Source organism: Vibrio sp. SCSIO 43153, from assembly GCF_023716625.1.
Lineage (GTDB): Bacteria > Pseudomonadota > Gammaproteobacteria > Enterobacterales > Vibrionaceae > Vibrio > Vibrio rotiferianus.
Genome location: NZ_CP071855.1, coordinates 118,694 through 133,839 on the forward strand (window position 1 = coordinate 118,694; position 15,146 = coordinate 133,839).

17 protein-coding genes are annotated in these 15,146 nt (G+C 46.4%); 13 read left to right on the plus strand and 4 right to left on the minus strand.

Annotated elements, in window-relative coordinates; genetic code table 11:
* Positions 1-36 precede the first annotated feature (36 nt).
* From gspD to J4N37_RS00585, 11 genes are read left to right on the plus strand one after another with little or no spacing between them, the layout of a single operon-like run.
* Complete coding sequence (gene gspD, locus J4N37_RS00535) at positions 37-2,061, plus strand: type II secretion system secretin GspD (RefSeq protein ID WP_045386191.1); 2,025 nt, start codon at positions 37-39, stop codon at positions 2,059-2,061.
* Positions 2,061-3,560 (plus strand): type II secretion system ATPase GspE, encoded by a 1,500-nt coding sequence (gene gspE / locus J4N37_RS00540; protein ID WP_010444984.1) that lies wholly within the window; start codon positions 2,061-2,063, stop codon positions 3,558-3,560. The genes gspD and gspE overlap by 1 nt, the downstream gene beginning before the upstream one ends.
* The gene (gene gspF, locus J4N37_RS00545; protein WP_010444985.1) at positions 3,560-4,780 is read left to right on the plus strand and encodes a type II secretion system inner membrane protein GspF; all 1,221 of its coding nucleotides are present in this window, start codon (positions 3,560-3,562) and stop codon (positions 4,778-4,780) included. Before gspE ends, gspF begins: the two co-directional genes overlap by 1 nt.
* A 60-nt stretch (positions 4,781-4,840) precedes the next feature.
* The gene (gspG, locus tag J4N37_RS00550; protein WP_010444986.1) at positions 4,841-5,284 is read left to right on the plus strand and encodes a type II secretion system major pseudopilin GspG; all 444 of its coding nucleotides are present in this window, start codon (positions 4,841-4,843) and stop codon (positions 5,282-5,284) included.
* 31 nt (positions 5,285-5,315) lie between these two features.
* Positions 5,316-5,915 (plus strand): type II secretion system minor pseudopilin GspH, encoded by a 600-nt coding sequence (gene gspH / locus J4N37_RS00555; protein WP_138940710.1) that lies wholly within the window; start codon positions 5,316-5,318, stop codon positions 5,913-5,915.
* 40 nt (positions 5,916-5,955) lie between these two features.
* Positions 5,956-6,291 carry a type II secretion system minor pseudopilin GspI gene (gene gspI / locus J4N37_RS00560; RefSeq protein ID WP_086026495.1) on the plus strand — a complete coding sequence of 112 codons (336 nt, stop codon included), beginning with the start codon at positions 5,956-5,958 and terminating at the stop codon, positions 6,289-6,291.
* On the plus strand, positions 6,278-6,955 hold the full coding sequence (gspJ, locus tag J4N37_RS00565; protein WP_010444992.1) for a type II secretion system minor pseudopilin GspJ: 678 nt from the start codon (positions 6,278-6,280) through the stop codon (positions 6,953-6,955). Before gspI ends, gspJ begins: the two co-directional genes overlap by 14 nt.
* Positions 6,948-7,958: a type II secretion system minor pseudopilin GspK gene (gene gspK / locus J4N37_RS00570; protein WP_010444994.1), complete on the plus strand. Its 1,011-nt coding sequence runs from the start codon at positions 6,948-6,950 to the stop codon at positions 7,956-7,958. The genes gspJ and gspK overlap by 8 nt, the downstream gene beginning before the upstream one ends.
* The gene (gene gspL / locus J4N37_RS00575) at positions 7,927-9,126 is read left to right on the plus strand and encodes a type II secretion system protein GspL (RefSeq protein ID WP_252041440.1); all 1,200 of its coding nucleotides are present in this window, start codon (positions 7,927-7,929) and stop codon (positions 9,124-9,126) included. Before gspK ends, gspL begins: the two co-directional genes overlap by 32 nt.
* 7 nt (positions 9,127-9,133) lie before the next feature.
* Positions 9,134-9,625 (plus strand): type II secretion system protein M, encoded by a 492-nt coding sequence (locus J4N37_RS00580; protein ID WP_252041442.1) that lies wholly within the window; start codon positions 9,134-9,136, stop codon positions 9,623-9,625.
* A gap of 1 nt (position 9,626) precedes the next feature.
* A complete protein-coding gene (locus J4N37_RS00585; protein WP_252041444.1) occupies positions 9,627-10,388 on the plus strand; it encodes a type II secretion system protein N in 762 nt (253 codons plus the stop codon).
* Between the two features lie 289 nt (positions 10,389-10,677).
* Here J4N37_RS00585 and cysQ read toward each other — a convergent pair whose 3' ends face one another.
* The 4 genes from cysQ to J4N37_RS00605 all read right to left on the minus strand — a co-directional run bounded on the left by cysQ (position 10,678) and on the right by J4N37_RS00605 (position 13,675).
* Complete coding sequence (gene cysQ, locus J4N37_RS00590; protein ID WP_045386207.1) at positions 10,678-11,505, minus strand: 3'(2'),5'-bisphosphate nucleotidase CysQ; 828 nt, start codon at positions 11,503-11,505, stop codon at positions 10,678-10,680.
* Between the two features lie 43 nt (positions 11,506-11,548).
* Complete coding sequence (gene nudE, locus J4N37_RS00595) at positions 11,549-12,118, minus strand: ADP compounds hydrolase NudE (protein WP_252041446.1); 570 nt, start codon at positions 12,116-12,118, stop codon at positions 11,549-11,551.
* A 152-nt stretch (positions 12,119-12,270) separates the two neighbouring features.
* A complete protein-coding gene (gene nfuA, locus J4N37_RS00600; RefSeq protein ID WP_010445007.1) occupies positions 12,271-12,855 on the minus strand; it encodes a Fe-S biogenesis protein NfuA in 585 nt (194 codons plus the stop codon).
* Between the two features lie 97 nt (positions 12,856-12,952).
* Positions 12,953-13,675 carry a ComF family protein gene (locus J4N37_RS00605; protein WP_252041447.1) on the minus strand — a complete coding sequence of 241 codons (723 nt, stop codon included), beginning with the start codon at positions 13,673-13,675 and terminating at the stop codon, positions 12,953-12,955.
* Between the two features lie 79 nt (positions 13,676-13,754).
* Between J4N37_RS00605 and bioH the strand changes: the two genes are divergently transcribed.
* Both bioH and J4N37_RS00615 read left to right on the plus strand, forming a co-directional pair.
* The gene (gene bioH, locus J4N37_RS00610) at positions 13,755-14,525 is read left to right on the plus strand and encodes a pimeloyl-ACP methyl ester esterase BioH (RefSeq protein WP_038883400.1); all 771 of its coding nucleotides are present in this window, start codon (positions 13,755-13,757) and stop codon (positions 14,523-14,525) included.
* A 127-nt stretch (positions 14,526-14,652) separates the two neighbouring features.
* Positions 14,653-15,117: a hypothetical protein gene (locus tag J4N37_RS00615; RefSeq protein WP_038883402.1), complete on the plus strand. Its 465-nt coding sequence runs from the start codon at positions 14,653-14,655 to the stop codon at positions 15,115-15,117.
* The last annotated feature ends 29 nt before the right edge of the window (positions 15,118-15,146 follow it).

Sequence of the window (15,146 nt, forward strand, 5' to 3'; positions counted from 1 at the left end):
TACTTAGGCACTAAGCGTAAGTTCAGGGAGACATACGTGAAACATTGGTTAAGCAAAAGCGCGTGGCTACTTGCTGGCAGCCTACTCTGCACCCCAGGCGCAATCGCGAATGATTTTAGCGCGAGCTTCAAAGGCACGGACATTCAAGAGTTCATTAACATTGTTGGTCGAAACCTAGAGAAGACCATTATTGTTGATCCATCGGTGCGCGGTAAGATCGACGTACGCAGCTACGATGTACTGAATGAAGAGCAATATTACAGCTTCTTTCTTAACGTACTTGAAGTGTACGGTTACGCAGTTGTGGAAATGGACAATGGCGTATTAAAAGTTATCAAAGCGAAAGACTCTAAAACGTCGGCTATTCCTGTACTCGGCGATGCGAGTGCCAAAGGCGACAGTGTGATTACACGTGTTGTTGCGGTACGTAATGTGTCTGTACGTGAGCTGTCTCCTTTGCTTCGTCAGCTGATCGACAACGCTGGTGCTGGTAACGTGGTTCATTACGACCCTGCGAATATCATTTTGATCACAGGGCGTGCTGCGGTCGTAAACCGTCTTGCTGAAATCATTAAGCGTGTTGACCAAGCGGGTGATAAAGAAATTGAGCTGGTAGAACTACGTAATGCTTCAGCCGCTGAGATGGTACGTATCGTTGAAGCGTTGAATAAAACGACTAATCAAAAGAGCACGCCAGAGTTCCTAGAGCCAAAAATCGTAGCGGATGAGCGTACTAACTCGATTCTGATTTCTGGTGACCCTAAAGTCCGCGCGCGTCTGAAACGTTTGATTCGCCAACTTGACGTGGAAATGGCAACCAAAGGCAACAACCGTGTGGTTTACCTTAAGTATGCTAAAGCGGAAGACTTGGTGGATGTACTGAAAGGCGTATCTGATAACCTGCAAGCGGAAAAACAAGCGGGTCAAAAAGGAGCCTCTTCAGCTAAGCGTGGTGAAGTGGTGATTGCTGCCCATGAAGCGACCAACTCTCTAGTGTTGACGGCGCCGCCAGATATCATGATGGCACTCCAAGACGTAATTTCTCAACTGGATATTCGTCGTGCTCAAGTTCTGATTGAAGCACTGATTGTAGAAATGTCCGAAGGTGATGGCATTAACTTAGGTGTTCAGTGGGGCTCGCTAGAAACGGGGGCGGTGATTCAGTATGGCAATACTGGTGCTCCGATTGGCCAGGTCATGGTTGGTTTGGAAGAAGCGAAAGACACCACAACCACAAAAGCGGTTTATGATGTTGATGGTAACTTCCTACGTAACGAAACGACGACTGAGCAAGGCGATTACTCAACGTTAGCAGCCGCCTTGGGTGGTGTGAATGGCGCTGCGATGAGTATTGTTATGGGGGACTGGACTGCATTAATCAGTGCCGTTGCTTCTGACTCAAACTCAAACATTCTGTCTTCTCCAAGCATTACTGTTATGGATAACGGTGAAGCGTCATTCATCGTTGGTGAAGAAGTTCCGGTTATTACTGGTTCAACTGCTGGCTCGAACAACGATAACCCATTCCAAACGGTTGATCGCAAAGAAGTGGGCATCAAGTTGAAGGTGGTACCACAGATCAACGAAGGCGATTCTGTTCAGTTGAACATTGAACAAGAAGTATCAAATGTACTGGGCGCAAATGGTGCAGTAGACGTTCGCTTTGCTAAACGTCAGCTAAACACGTCGGTCATGATTCAAGATGGTCAAATGCTAGTACTTGGTGGCTTGGTTGATGAGCGCGCATTAGAAAGCGAGTCTAAAGTGCCACTACTGGGTGACATTCCAGTGATTGGCCACTTGTTTAAGTCAACCAGTACTCAAACTGAAAAGCGCAATCTGATGGTTTTCATCAAGCCAACGATCATTCGTGATGGTATGACCGCCGATGGTATTACCCAGCGTAAGTACAACTTTATCCGTGCAGAGCAGCTATACAAAGCGCAAGAAGGCCTGAAGTTGATGGAAGATTCTAAGATTCCGGTAATGCCTGAGTTTGGCCATGAACGTCAATTGGCGCCTGAAATTCAAGCCTTTATCGATCAAATGGAAGTGAAGTAATGGTTGATATGCTAGACACCGCGCCAAGCTTGCGTCGTCTGCCATTCAGTTTTGCTAACCGCTTTAAACTGGTATTGGAGACAGAACACCCTGAGCGCCCTCCAGTGCTGTATTACGTAGAGCCGCTGAGTGCAGCGGCTTTGGTTGAAGTTAGACGCGTGCTAAAACATGCATTTGTCCCTCAGCCCCTTGATAAAGAGGCGTTCGACAAAAAACTGACTGAAGCTTATCAACGTGACTCTTCAGAAGCGCGTCAACTGATGGAAGACATTGGTGCCGATGATGACTTCTTCTCATTAGCTGAGGAGCTGCCGCAAAATGAGGACTTGCTTGAGTCGGAAGATGATGCGCCCATTATTAAATTGATCAACGCCATGCTTGGCGAGGCAATCAAAGAAGGGGCATCAGATATTCACATCGAAACGTTTGAAAAAACATTGTCTATCCGTTTTCGGGTAGATGGTGTCTTGCGTGAAGTCTTAGCTCCAAGTCGTAAACTCGCGCCATTACTTGTGTCTCGTGTAAAAGTAATGGCAAAACTGGATATTGCGGAAAAGCGCGTGCCACAGGATGGTCGTATTTCTCTGCGTATTGGTGGCCGAGCTGTCGATGTTCGTGTTTCTACCATGCCTTCATCGCATGGTGAGCGAGTGGTAATGCGTTTGTTAGATAAGAACGCGACTCGTCTAGACTTACACAGCTTGGGCATGACGCCTTCTGTTCATGATAATTTCCGTCATCTGATTGGTCGTCCGCACGGCATTATTTTGGTTACTGGTCCAACAGGTTCAGGTAAATCAACAACCTTGTATGCTGGCTTACAAGAGATCAACAGCAACGAACGCAACATCCTTACTGTAGAAGACCCGATCGAATTTGATATTGATGGTATCGGCCAGACGCAAGTGAACCCGAAAGTTGATATGACGTTTGCTCGTGGTCTACGTGCGATTCTTCGTCAAGACCCGGACGTGGTAATGGTTGGTGAGATTCGTGACTTAGAAACCGCACAGATCGCGGTTCAAGCGTCTTTGACTGGCCACTTGGTTATGTCGACTCTGCACACCAATACCGCGGTTGGCGCGATAACGCGTCTGCGTGATATGGGGATCGAGCCATTCTTAATATCTTCTTCATTGCTTGGTGTCCTTGCTCAGCGTTTGGTAAGAACACTTTGCCAAGACTGTAAAGAACCTTATGAAGCCGACAATGAACAGAAGAAGTTATTTGGTTTAACAGAGCATGACTCACTGACATTGCATCGCGCGAAAGGGTGTGAAACCTGTAACCAAAAAGGCTATCGCGGCCGTACTGGTATTCATGAACTCTTGATGCTCGATGAGAACGTTCAAGAATTGATTCATCGCGAAGCGGGTGAACAAGAAATTGAAAAAATGATTCGTTCACATACGCCAAGTATTCGCAGTGATGGCTTGAGCAAAGTGCGCCGTGGTATCACCTCTCTAGAGGAAGTGATGCGGGTGACTAAGGAAGCGTAATGGCGGCTTTTGAGTACAAAGCACTCGATGCGACGGGGAAGCGAAAGAAAGGCACTATTGAAGGTGACAACGCTCGTCAAGTCCGTCAGCGTTTGAAAGAACAAGGAATGGTGCCGATTGAAGTCGTTGAAGCTAAAGCGAAAGCTGCTAAGTCTTCAGGCGCTTCCGGTGGGTTCAAACGTGGTATTAAAACCGCAGAGCTTGCGCTTATCACGCGTCAGCTTTCGACATTGGTTCAGTCTGGTATGCCACTGGAAGAGTGTTTAAAAGCGGTATCTGAACAAGCAGAAAAGCCTCGTATTCGCACCATGATCGCTGCTGTGCGCTCTAAAGTGACGGAAGGCTATCCGTTGGCGGACAGCTTGGCTGATTATCCACATATCTTTGATGAGCTATTTCGCTCAATGGTGGCCGCAGGTGAAAAGTCTGGTCATCTCGATACGGTTCTAGAACGCTTGGCTGATTACGTAGAAAATCGTCAGAAAATGCGTTCTAAGCTGATGCAAGCCATGATTTACCCTGTGGTGTTGGTGGTATTTGCTGTCGGTATTGTCTCCTTCCTACTGGCAACAGTGGTGCCAAAGATCATTGAACCAATCATTCAGATGGGACAAGAGTTACCTCAGTCTACACAAATTTTGCTGGCTGCCAGTGAGTTTGTTCAAGAGTGGGGGCTCGTGATTTTTGTCGTGCTGGTGGTGTTATTCTACGGCTTAAAATTAGCACTACAAAAACCTAACTTTCGCCTAGCATGGGATCGAAAAATTCTTAGTTTACCTTTGCTTGGAAAAATTTCGAAAGGGCTCAACACGGCTCGTTTTGCTCGTACATTATCTATCTGTACATCTAGTGCCATCCCTATCTTAGAGGGCATGAGAGTGGCTGTTGACGTAATGTCAAACCGCTTTGTGAAGCAGCAAGTCTTATTAGCCGCAGACAATGTGCGTGAAGGCGCCAGCTTACGTAAAGCCTTAGATCAAACTCGTTTATTCCCGCCAATGATGCTGCACATGATTGCCAGTGGTGAGCAAAGTGGTGAGTTGGAGAGTATGTTGACGCGTGCAGCGGATAACCAAGATCAGAACTTTGAATCGACGGTCAATATTGCGTTAGGCATCTTTACGCCAGCCCTGATTGCTTTGATGGCAGGACTCGTACTGTTTATTGTTATGGCGACATTGATGCCAATGCTTGAAATGAATAACTTAATGAGTGGATAAATTCTGGGTCAAGGCTTGTCTATAGTGGCAATGGCTTGAATCTAACTTTCGGAGAAAATAATGAAAATGAAACGTAGTAAACAACAGGGCTTTACGCTGTTAGAAGTGATGGTTGTTGTTGTTATTTTGGGTATTTTGGCAAGCTTTGTTGTGCCTAACTTGCTAGGTAATAAAGAGAAAGCCGATCAACAAAAAGCGATTACCGACATCGTGGCATTAGAAAACGCATTAGACATGTACAAGTTGGATAACAGCGTTTACCCAACAACGGATCAAGGTTTGGAAGCATTAGTTTCTAAGCCGTCTAACCCAGAGCCTCGCAACTACCGTGATGGTGGTTACATCAAGCGTCTACCAAATGACCCATGGGGTAACGAGTACCAGTACCTAAGCCCTGGTGACAATGGCACCATTGATATCTTCACGTTAGGTGCAGATGGTCAAGAGGGTGGTGAAGGTCCAGCTGCTGATATTGGCAACTGGAACATGCAAGATTTCCAATAAGCCCTAGCTTAAACCAGCACTGATGAAGCGAATGCAAAAACACCTCGGTTTTACATTAATAGAAATTCTATTGGTGCTGGTTTTGTTATCGCTTACCGCTGTGGCGGTTATTACTACTTTACCTACCAGTCAGAAAGACTTATCCAAACAATACGCACAAAGCTTTTATCAGCGAGTGCAATTGCTAAATGAAGAAGCCGTGTTGAGTGGTAAAGACTTTGGCGTTCGCGTTGATGACGCAAAATCAACCTATGCTTTATTAAACCTAACTGAGGATGGCTGGCAACCTTTGGAGTTGAAGCAGATTCCAAGTAGTACCAAGTTGGAAGATGGAATCGCAATCCAACTTGAATTAGGTGGTGGTGCTTGGGATAAAGATGACCGCTTATTTGAGCCGGGATCATTATTTGATGAAGATATGTTTGCTGATGAAGAGGAAAAGAAGAAAGAGAAGCCACCACAAGTGTTTATCTTTTCCAGTGCCGAGCTAACCCCTTTCACGTTGTCATTTTATCCACAAGACGGTGATGCAGAGAACGACGGTTGGCGTGTTATTGGTAAAGAAACAGGGGAAATAAAACTATACGCTCCTGGTGACGAGGTGGAAGAGGATGACAATGCGATCTTCTAGAGCAAGCATTATGGGTATATCGCATCACCGAGTTAGAGGCATGACTTTACTAGAGGTATTGGTTGCATTAGCCATTTTTGCAACGGCAGCAATCAGTGTCATTCGCTCAGTCAGCCAACACATTAATACCGTCAGTTATTTAGAAGAAAAAATGTTTGCAGCAATGGTTGTTGATAACCAAATGGCCAACGTAATGTTAGACAGCAGTGCGTTGAAAGCGAAAAAGGGCACCGAAGAACTTGCCGGTCGAACGTGGTATTGGAAAGTGACGCCAGTTGCGACAACGCAGCCATTGCTGAAAGCATTTGATGTAAGTGTTGCGGTAGAAAAAAGCGCCAGTCCAATCGTAACGGTACGAAGTTATGTGGACAAGTAAATACACGGCGAGGCGAACCACTCGCCATAAAGGTTTCACCTTAATTGAGGTGTTGGTATCCATTGCTATTTTTGCCAGTTTAAGTGTTGCTGCATACCAAGTGGTTAGCCAGGTTCAGCGCAGTGACGTTTTATCGCAAGAAAAGATCCAACGTCTTAATGAGCTGCAACGAGCGATGGTCATGATGGATAATGACTTTCGCCAAATGGCCATCAGACACAGTCGTACGAATGGTGAAGAGCCAGCAAAGCAGCTGATTTTTTGGTCAGACTACTTATTGGATTCCGACGCCAAAGGCGTCATGTTTACTCGTTTAGGTTGGCATAACCCGCAACAACAGTTTCCGCGTGGTGAAGTGACAAAAGTCGGCTATCGGATTAAAGATAACGTTCTTCAGCGAGTGTGGTGGCGCTATCCTGATACACCAGTGGCTCAACAAGGTATTGTCACGCCTTTGCTGACAGAGGTTGAAGAGTTCAACCTCCGATTTTATGACGGTAAACAGTGGAAAAAAGACTGGGATTCCGCCGATTCGCTACCCAAAGCGGTGTCTGTTGTGCTGACGCTAAAGGATTATGGTGAGATCAGCCGAACGTATCTTACTCCAGATGGTGAATTCCAATCGGGAGAGAAGAGTGAATCAGGAGGCAACAACAATGGCTAATCGTCAGCGTGGTGTTGCTTTAATTATTGTATTGATGCTTCTAGCAATCATGGCGACGGTTGCTGCCAGTATGTCCGAACGGTTGTTTTTGCAATTTCAGCGCGCAACTAATCAAATAAACTACCAGCAAGCCTATTGGTACAGTCTAGGTGTAGAAGCGTTAGCTAAAATTGGTATAGAGCAGAGTTACAAAGACAGTGACACCATCAATTTGAGCCAACCATGGGCAATAAAAGATCAAATCTATCCGTTGGATTACGGGCAAGCTGCGGGAAGAATCGTTGATAAACAGGCGTGCTTTAACCTTAATGCTCTCGCTAGTGTTCAACCAACGAATGATCCAACCGCTCGGCCATACTTGGTACAAACGTGGTTGAAACTCTTGGAAGAAGCGAATGTTGAGCCCTATCAAGCTGAGGTGATCGCAGACTCTACATGGGAGTATGTTGACAGTGACACTTCGGTACGTTCGACTGCCGGGGTTGAAGATAGCACTTATGAAAGTATGAACCCTGCTTATTTGCCACCTAATGGATTGATGGCCGACAGTAGCGAACTACGCTCAATTTACCAAGTAAGTGGCGAGATATATCAAAATGTTGCGCCGATGGTTTGTGCGATACCGACAGACGATTGGCGACTGAACGTGAATACCATTGAAGTTGAGCAAGCACCGATATTGGTTGCGATGTTTTCTCCGGGGTTGAGCAGCAGTGAAGCTGTACAACTGATAGAGAAGCGACCGTTCGATGGGTGGGACAGTATTGATGATTTTTTGGCTGAGTCTGAACTGACAGGCGTCAGCGGTGATATTAAGAAGAAAGCAAAAGGCTATCTGGGTGTAGATAGTGCTTATTTTGAATTGGATGCTCAGGTCTTAGTGGATGAATCGCGTGTGCGAATCCGCAGTCTTTTGCAAAGTACGAATCGAGAAACAGTGACGGTTGTCCGCCGTCGTTTTGGAGGGATCAGTGAGCGAGTTTCTGACCGTTCGGCTGAGTAGCGAACAACAAAGCACCATACCTTGGGTGGTATGGTCTACACAACAGCAGGAAGTGATCGCCAGCGGAGAATTAGCTGGTTGGGAACACTTAGATGAATTGGCGGCTTACGCAGAGCAACGTCAGATCATTGCATTACTTGCTGCTAGCGATGTCGTGCTGACCGAGGTGGATATTCCTCCTGGAGCGGCACGTCAGTTTGATAGCATGCTGCCTTACTTGGTTGAAGATGAAGTGGCACAGGATGTAGATAGTCTGCACTTTACTGTTTTAGAGAAGCAAGCGAATAGCGCTCATGTTTGTGCTGTGGAGCGCGCTTGGATTCATACCATTTTGCAGCGTTTTACTAGCCAAGGTTTGACTATCAAACGTATCCTTCCTGATGTCTTGGCACTGCCAGTCAGTGAGCACAGTACGGCTGTATCACTGGGAGAGCAATGGTTGATTCGTCATAACGAATACCACGGTGCTGCAGTAGATAGCGCATGGCTTGATCTTTATCTTTCTGCCTATGGGCAAGAGCAAACAGAGTGGAAACTCGAAAGCTACAGTACTATCCCAGATAACAACGTACCTGATGTATGGGTGGCAAAGCCAGTTGAAATGCCAATGGCCTTGCTAGCAAAAGGCAGTGTGCAAAGCAATGTCAACGTACTGGTTGGGGAGTTCAAGCCCAAATCATCATGGGGTAAGCACTGGAAAGTATGGCAAAAAACAGCGGTGGCCGCTGGAGTTTTGCTGGTGGTCTTGGTGGCTCAACAGCTCTTTACTGTACACAAGTATGAAGCGCAAGCCCAAGCCTATCGCGCTGAAAGTGAACGCATCTTCCGACAAGTCTTCCCCGGTAAAAAGCGCATACCAACCGTGAGCTACTTAAAGCGTCAAATGAACGATGAAGAGCGTCGCTTATCAGGTGGGGCTGGTGGTGAGGCCATGATGGCGTGGCTAGCTGCGCTGCCGTCTACATTGGGGCAAGTAAAAGATTTAGAGATCACAAGCTTTAAATATGATGGCAATCGAGGTGAAGTAAGAATTCAAGCTCGAAGCTCTGATTTCCAACCATTCGAACAAGCAAGAGTGAAGTTGTCAGAAAAATTCAATGTTGAACAAGGGCAGCTCAATCGCAGTGATAATGTTGTGATGGGTAGCTTTGTATTGAAGCGTTTGTGAGGTCAGGATGAAAAATTTAATCATGTCGATTCAGGCTTGGTGGAGTGGCATCTCGCAACGTGAGCAACGGTTAGTGCTAGGTTGTGGTGCGTTGGCGGCCATTGGGATTATCTATTGGGGGATACTGCAGCCTATCACCCAAAGAGCCGAGTTGGCTCAATCTCGAATCCAAACTGAAAAACAGTTACTTAGTTGGGTCGAAGATAAGGCCGATGATATTACCGCGTTACGTAGAAGTGGTGGTGTAAGCTATTCAACTCAACCGCTGAACCAGATTGTTTCTTCCTCCGCCCGTCGTTATAAGGTTGAGCTGATTCGAGTCCAGCCACGAAATGAAAGTGTGCAAGTGTGGATTAAACCACTTGCGTTTAATCAATTCGTGGATTGGCTCCGTTACCTAAAAGAACAACAGGGTATTGAAGTGGAGTTTTTGGATATCGATCGTACCGAGCAAGCCGGTATGATTGATGTCAACCGTTTGCAGTTTAAGCGAGGTTAGGGTGAAGCGAGTACTTCTTTACGTCTTTATATTTGTTGCCTTTTTCTCATTTAGTTTAGTTGCAGGGTTGCCTGTATCTTGGGTTATGCAACAGGTACCTCAGGTGAGAGGGCTGGATATTCAAAACGCTCAGGGCACCGTGTGGCAGGGTAAAGCCTCTTCCGTGTATTGGCAGCGCCAAAACTTAGGTGAAGTTAACTGGGATTTTCAACTATCGGGCTTATTTACTGGTAAAGCAGAGTTTGCTGTACGTTTTGGTCGTGGTAGCGATATGGATGTTCGTGGGCGTGGTTTGGTTGGCTACAGTCTCGGCAGCGGTCCGTATGCGGAAAATGTGGTTGCTTCTATCCCCGCAGCAAAAGTGGTTGAGCAGACACGCCTTCCAGTTCCAGTTAGCGTAGATGGTCAACTTGAGCTAAATATACGTCATGCGACGTATGCGGCTCCTTGGTGTAAGACAGGCGAAGGTACGTTAGTTTGGAGTGCAAGTGGCATTCAAAGCCCGCTAGGCAGCCTTGAGCTTGGTCCTGTTATTGCCGACCTGAGTTGCAAAGACAGCGTATTATCGACATCGGGCGAGCAGAAGAGTAAGCAAGTTTCAGCAGCGTTTTCTGCTGAGCTAATGCCAAATCAGCGCTATTCAACTAAAGCTTGGTTCAAACCTGGTGCGGAATTTCCATCGAGCATGGGTGAGCAGCTTAAGTGGCTAGGTAATCCAAATGCTCAAGGCCAATACGAGTTTAATTATCAAGGGCGCTTTTAGCCAAACTTGGAATTCATAGCGTCATCAAAGAGCTGCCACTGTGCAGCTCTTTTTGCTTTTGGATCATAGTAGGCCAAACCCTAAATTCGCTGTACAAGAAATTCATCAGATGATTGGCTACTTATATAAGATTATGATTTTTAACTTAATAGTATTGATGCGTACAGCTAAAAGAGCATTTGGGTTATCGTAGGCTAAATGCTCCTATCGCTGTACAAGAGGCAAAAAGAAAGGCCACGAAGTTGATTGGTGACCTTTTTAAAATCTAGTAATGAAGGTTGGATTGTGATCAATCCTTGCGCTGTAGAATCTCGTCCCAAGGCAAATCCGCGTCACCCAGTACGATGAAGTTTGGGTTCTCCAACGTCTCGCGCTCATTGTAAGACAGCGGTTCAAGTTGTGTGCTGAGAATGCGTCCGCCCGCTTCTTCCACAATGCACTGCGTAGCAGCAGTATCCCACTCGCCAGTTGGACCTAGACGTAAGTAACAGTCCACAGCGCCTTCAGCAACAAGGCATGCTTTGAGTGCGGCAGAGCCGAGTGGGATCAAGTCATAGTTCCAAGCGCTGCTCATGCGACCAGTAATACGGTTGATATCTTGACGACGACTGATGGCGATAGCGATGTTTTGCCCCGGACTTTCGTGCTTGTGAGTCTGAATTTTCACGCTTTCAGACATGTCAGGAATTTTCCATGCTCCCTTGCCGCTGTAGGCATAGTAAGTGACACCAGAAACAGGACCATAAACCACACCCATGGTTGGCTTGTTGTTGTCGATCAGTGCAATGATGGTCGCAAAGTCGCCACTGCGTGCGATGAACTCTTGTGTGCCATCAAGTGGATCGACGAGCCAGTATCGATCCCATTTCGCTCGCTGTTCTAAACTGATATCTGCGGCTTCTTCTGAAAGTACCGGGATATCGGGTGTTAGTTCACTCAATTGCTTCGTAATCAGTTTATGAGCAGCAATGTCGGCACTAGTGACTGGGGTTTCGTCGCTTTTGGTATACGCTTCATATTGCTTGTTTTCGTAGATATCGAGAATCAGTTGACCCGCACTGCGAGCGATCTCGATAACTTGTGGAAGTAAATGTGATAGATCTTTTGTCATTGGCATAAGTAATAGTCCTTTCTCACAATTATTGCGCGCCTGGTTGGCCTTATTGATTTTGGTTGTGAGTGGTGTTTGGTAAGTGCTTTAGTGCCAACATCAGTGCAGTGATACTACGTGCCTCACAAAAGTCGAGGTGAGTAAGTAACTCTTCTGCTTGTGCTAGCGGCCAGCGAACTACCTCTAATGGTTCTGGCTCGTCACCTTGTTGTCTTTCAGGGTATAAACCTTGTCCTAAGAACAAAGTCATCTTGCTTGAGAAGTAAGAAGGAGCAAGGATGACTTGCTTTAATGGTGTGAGAATGTTCGAACCAAAACCGATTTCTTCTTTGAGCTCTCGATCTGCGGCTTGGTGTGGCGTTTCTCCTGGGTCAATCAATCCTTTCGGAAAGCCCAGTTCGTAGCGTTCGGTGCCAGCTGCGAACTCTCGAACAAGGAGCAAGTCTCCTTGCTCAGTCACCGGGACAACCATCACGGCATCACGGCCATTTGGCTTCATACGCTCATAAGTGCGAAGCTCACCATTGGAGAAGCGAAGGTCGAGGGCTTCCACGGCAAACAGCTTAGATTGTGCGACCGTCTGACAAGAGAGTATCTCTGGTGGGGTCCGTTTCGACATGCGCTGGCTCCTTTGTGTCGGTTGCTCACTGAGTCAGTGAGATTTCCTAATATATGAAAAGAACGCTTGAGTTTCTAGTTTGATAAAACGCCAATAATTAAAAAAGGGAAGCAAACGCCTCCCTAATTTACTTTTACTTAGCTTAAATTAGCTTAGTAGTAAGAGTGATCACCGCGATCGTGTTCAGTCGCATCACGAACTGCTGTTAGTTCACCAACAAATTGGTTTAGCAGTTCTTTTTCGATGCCCTCTTTTAGAGTGACATCAACCATTGAACAGCCATTACAGCCACCACCAAATGCGACGATAGCAATACCATCTTCTGTGATTTCAACTAGGTTTACGTGGCCACCGTGACCAGCTAGTTGTGGGTTCACTTGAGTTTGAATGACATACTCAACACGCTCTACAAGCGGTGCGTCGTCAGACACTTTGCGCATTTTGGCGTTAGGCGCTTTAAGGGTCAGTTGTGAACCCATCTTGTCTGTCACGAAGTCGATTTCAGCATCTTCAAGGAACGGTAAGCTTAGCTCGTCGACGAATGCAGAGAAACCGCTGTAAGGGATTTCAGTGTCAGTACCTTCAACCGCTTCAGGTGGGCAGTAAGATACGCCGCATTCAGCGTTTTGTGTTCCTGGATTAACGACGAACACTCGAATGTTAGTACCTTCAGGCTGTTGGCCCAAAAGGTTAGCGAAATGTGTTTGCGCTGTTTCTGTAATAGTAATATTTGACACGACGAATACCTGAGTAATTTTGTAGGCTATTGCTGCTATTTTACTCTTGTTAGCGTAACGGTCTAGTATTTTTGCTACTAAGGCATGGCAAAGCGTTCTAGATCGTATTTGGAACAGGAGTTCGGCAGATGCAGTAAATATCAATTCTTTCGACCCCAACTTCAAGTAGTAATTGACATAATTGTCGGACCGTACTGCCTGTGGTAACCACATCATCAACAATGGCGATGTGTTTTTGTTCTGGGATTCGATTTAGCTTAAAGGCATGAGCGAGATTCTCTTCTCTAAGCTGTTTTCGGTAGTGTCGTTGAGAGCGGGTATAACGCACTTTGCTAAAAAGTTGAGTATCGTGTGCTTGCGATAAGTTTTGTGCAAGGTAGCGCGTTAAGATTGCACTTTGATTGAAGCCCCTGGTGAGGTAGCGTTTCCAATGAATGGGGACGCTTGTCAATAGTGGGGCAGGGTCCGAGATTTGCTCTGCAAGTTGATGGCAAAGCCCCGACACTTGCCATAATTCACGGCGATCTTTAAATCGCTGAATTTCCCCAGCCAGTGGGAAGCTGTAATCACCTAAGGTGTAGAGTTTATGCCAGGGTGGTGGATCCGCTAAACAAGCGCCGCAGACTAATACCTGCTCTGAATCTGTAGAGTGAAGTTGGAGTCCGCAGCGCAAACACCTTGGCTGAGGTTGTAGTAGTTCAGTACAGCTGGAACACCAACGCAGAATGGAAGGTTGCCCACTTTCGAGCGGGAACTGGCAAAGTGCACATTGGCTACCGAGAAGGCGAAACATGATGTTTTGCCAGTGATGAGATAACATACAGTTTCCTTTAGTGAGAAAACTAGCTTATCAGCATTGAAATGGTTATCCGTTCAAATTAGTAGGAGAGGTTGAGAGCATGAGCACGAAATTGCACTGGCAGTCGTTTGGCCAAGGGCCGGATTTAGTATTGCTTCATGGCTGGGGCATGAATGGCGCGGTTTGGCAGCAAACGGTAGAAGCGCTTCAGTCTCAGTTTACATTGCATGTTGTGGACTTACCCGGCTATGGACATAGTGCAAGCAGTCATGCGCAAGATCTCGCTGAGATAGCAGAAATGGTACTTCAAGGCGCACCAGAAAAGGCGGTGTGGCTCGGATGGTCACTAGGTGGATTAGTGGCTACGCATGTGGCATTGAATGCGCCAGACAGAGTGAATAAGTTAATTACGGTAGCAAGCTCGCCTAAGTTCGCGGCACAACGTCCATGGCGTGGCATTCAACCTAATGTGCTGAGTGCGTTTACTGAACAGTTAATGGAAGACTTCTCACAAACGATTGAGCGTTTTATGGCGTTACAGGCGATGGGTAGCCCTTCTGCTCGTCAAGATGTTAGGCAACTTAAACAAGCCGTGCTGTCTCGACCTCAACCAAATCCAGACTCTTTGCTGGTAGGCTTAAATATTTTGGCGGATGTCGATTTGCGCGATCAGCTTGCGCAATTAGCAATGCCTGTATTGCGTTTGTACGGTCGTTTAGATGGGTTGGTTCCGATCAAAGTAGCGCACGATCTACAAGAGGTTATGCCGGACTCGAAGCAATATATTTTTGCTCAATCATCTCATGCTCCCTTTATGACGGAATCGAAGTCTTTTTGCGATCAGCTTATTGAATTTGTCACTGAACGATAATTGGATGCAACAAGTTGCTAAAGTTGTATAAAAATTGGTCGATAAAGAAGTTGCTAAAGCGCAAGGTGTCATTTTTGTGTTTTGGCTGAATTGGCGAGTTTGGGCGATTCTTTGAGGAGGATTCGCAATGATTGTGTCACCGACCACTGTGAGTGTGCCACTGATCGCCCCATCCGTGAATGTGCAGACGGAGCAGGCTGCACGAGATAATAAAGTTCGTGAACCTGTTGCACCAACGGTCGCTTTAGCGAAAACCAACGCTGAAAGAAAAGTCAAAAGTGATGATAAAAGGCGACGTCAGTCTTCTTGGGATCCTTCCGAGCATCCCGATTATGAAATGGAGACTGAGGTTGATACTCAATATCATGAGGAACCGAAAGATGCCTTAGCGCGACTTTTCGATCTTCTCGCACTGAGTACTTATAGTAACAGCCAAGGAAAGAGTTACGCGATTCGATTCCGCTTGCCTAAGCGCATTTTGGATGCTGCGGTCAAAGAAGGATTAATGGAAAAACGCAGGAAGGTGATCAAGTTTCATTATGGTCATTCGGTTGCGCCCCATACACCGTCAGAAGTGATAGCAGTATTATGACGACTCAATATCCTATTCAAACAAAAACG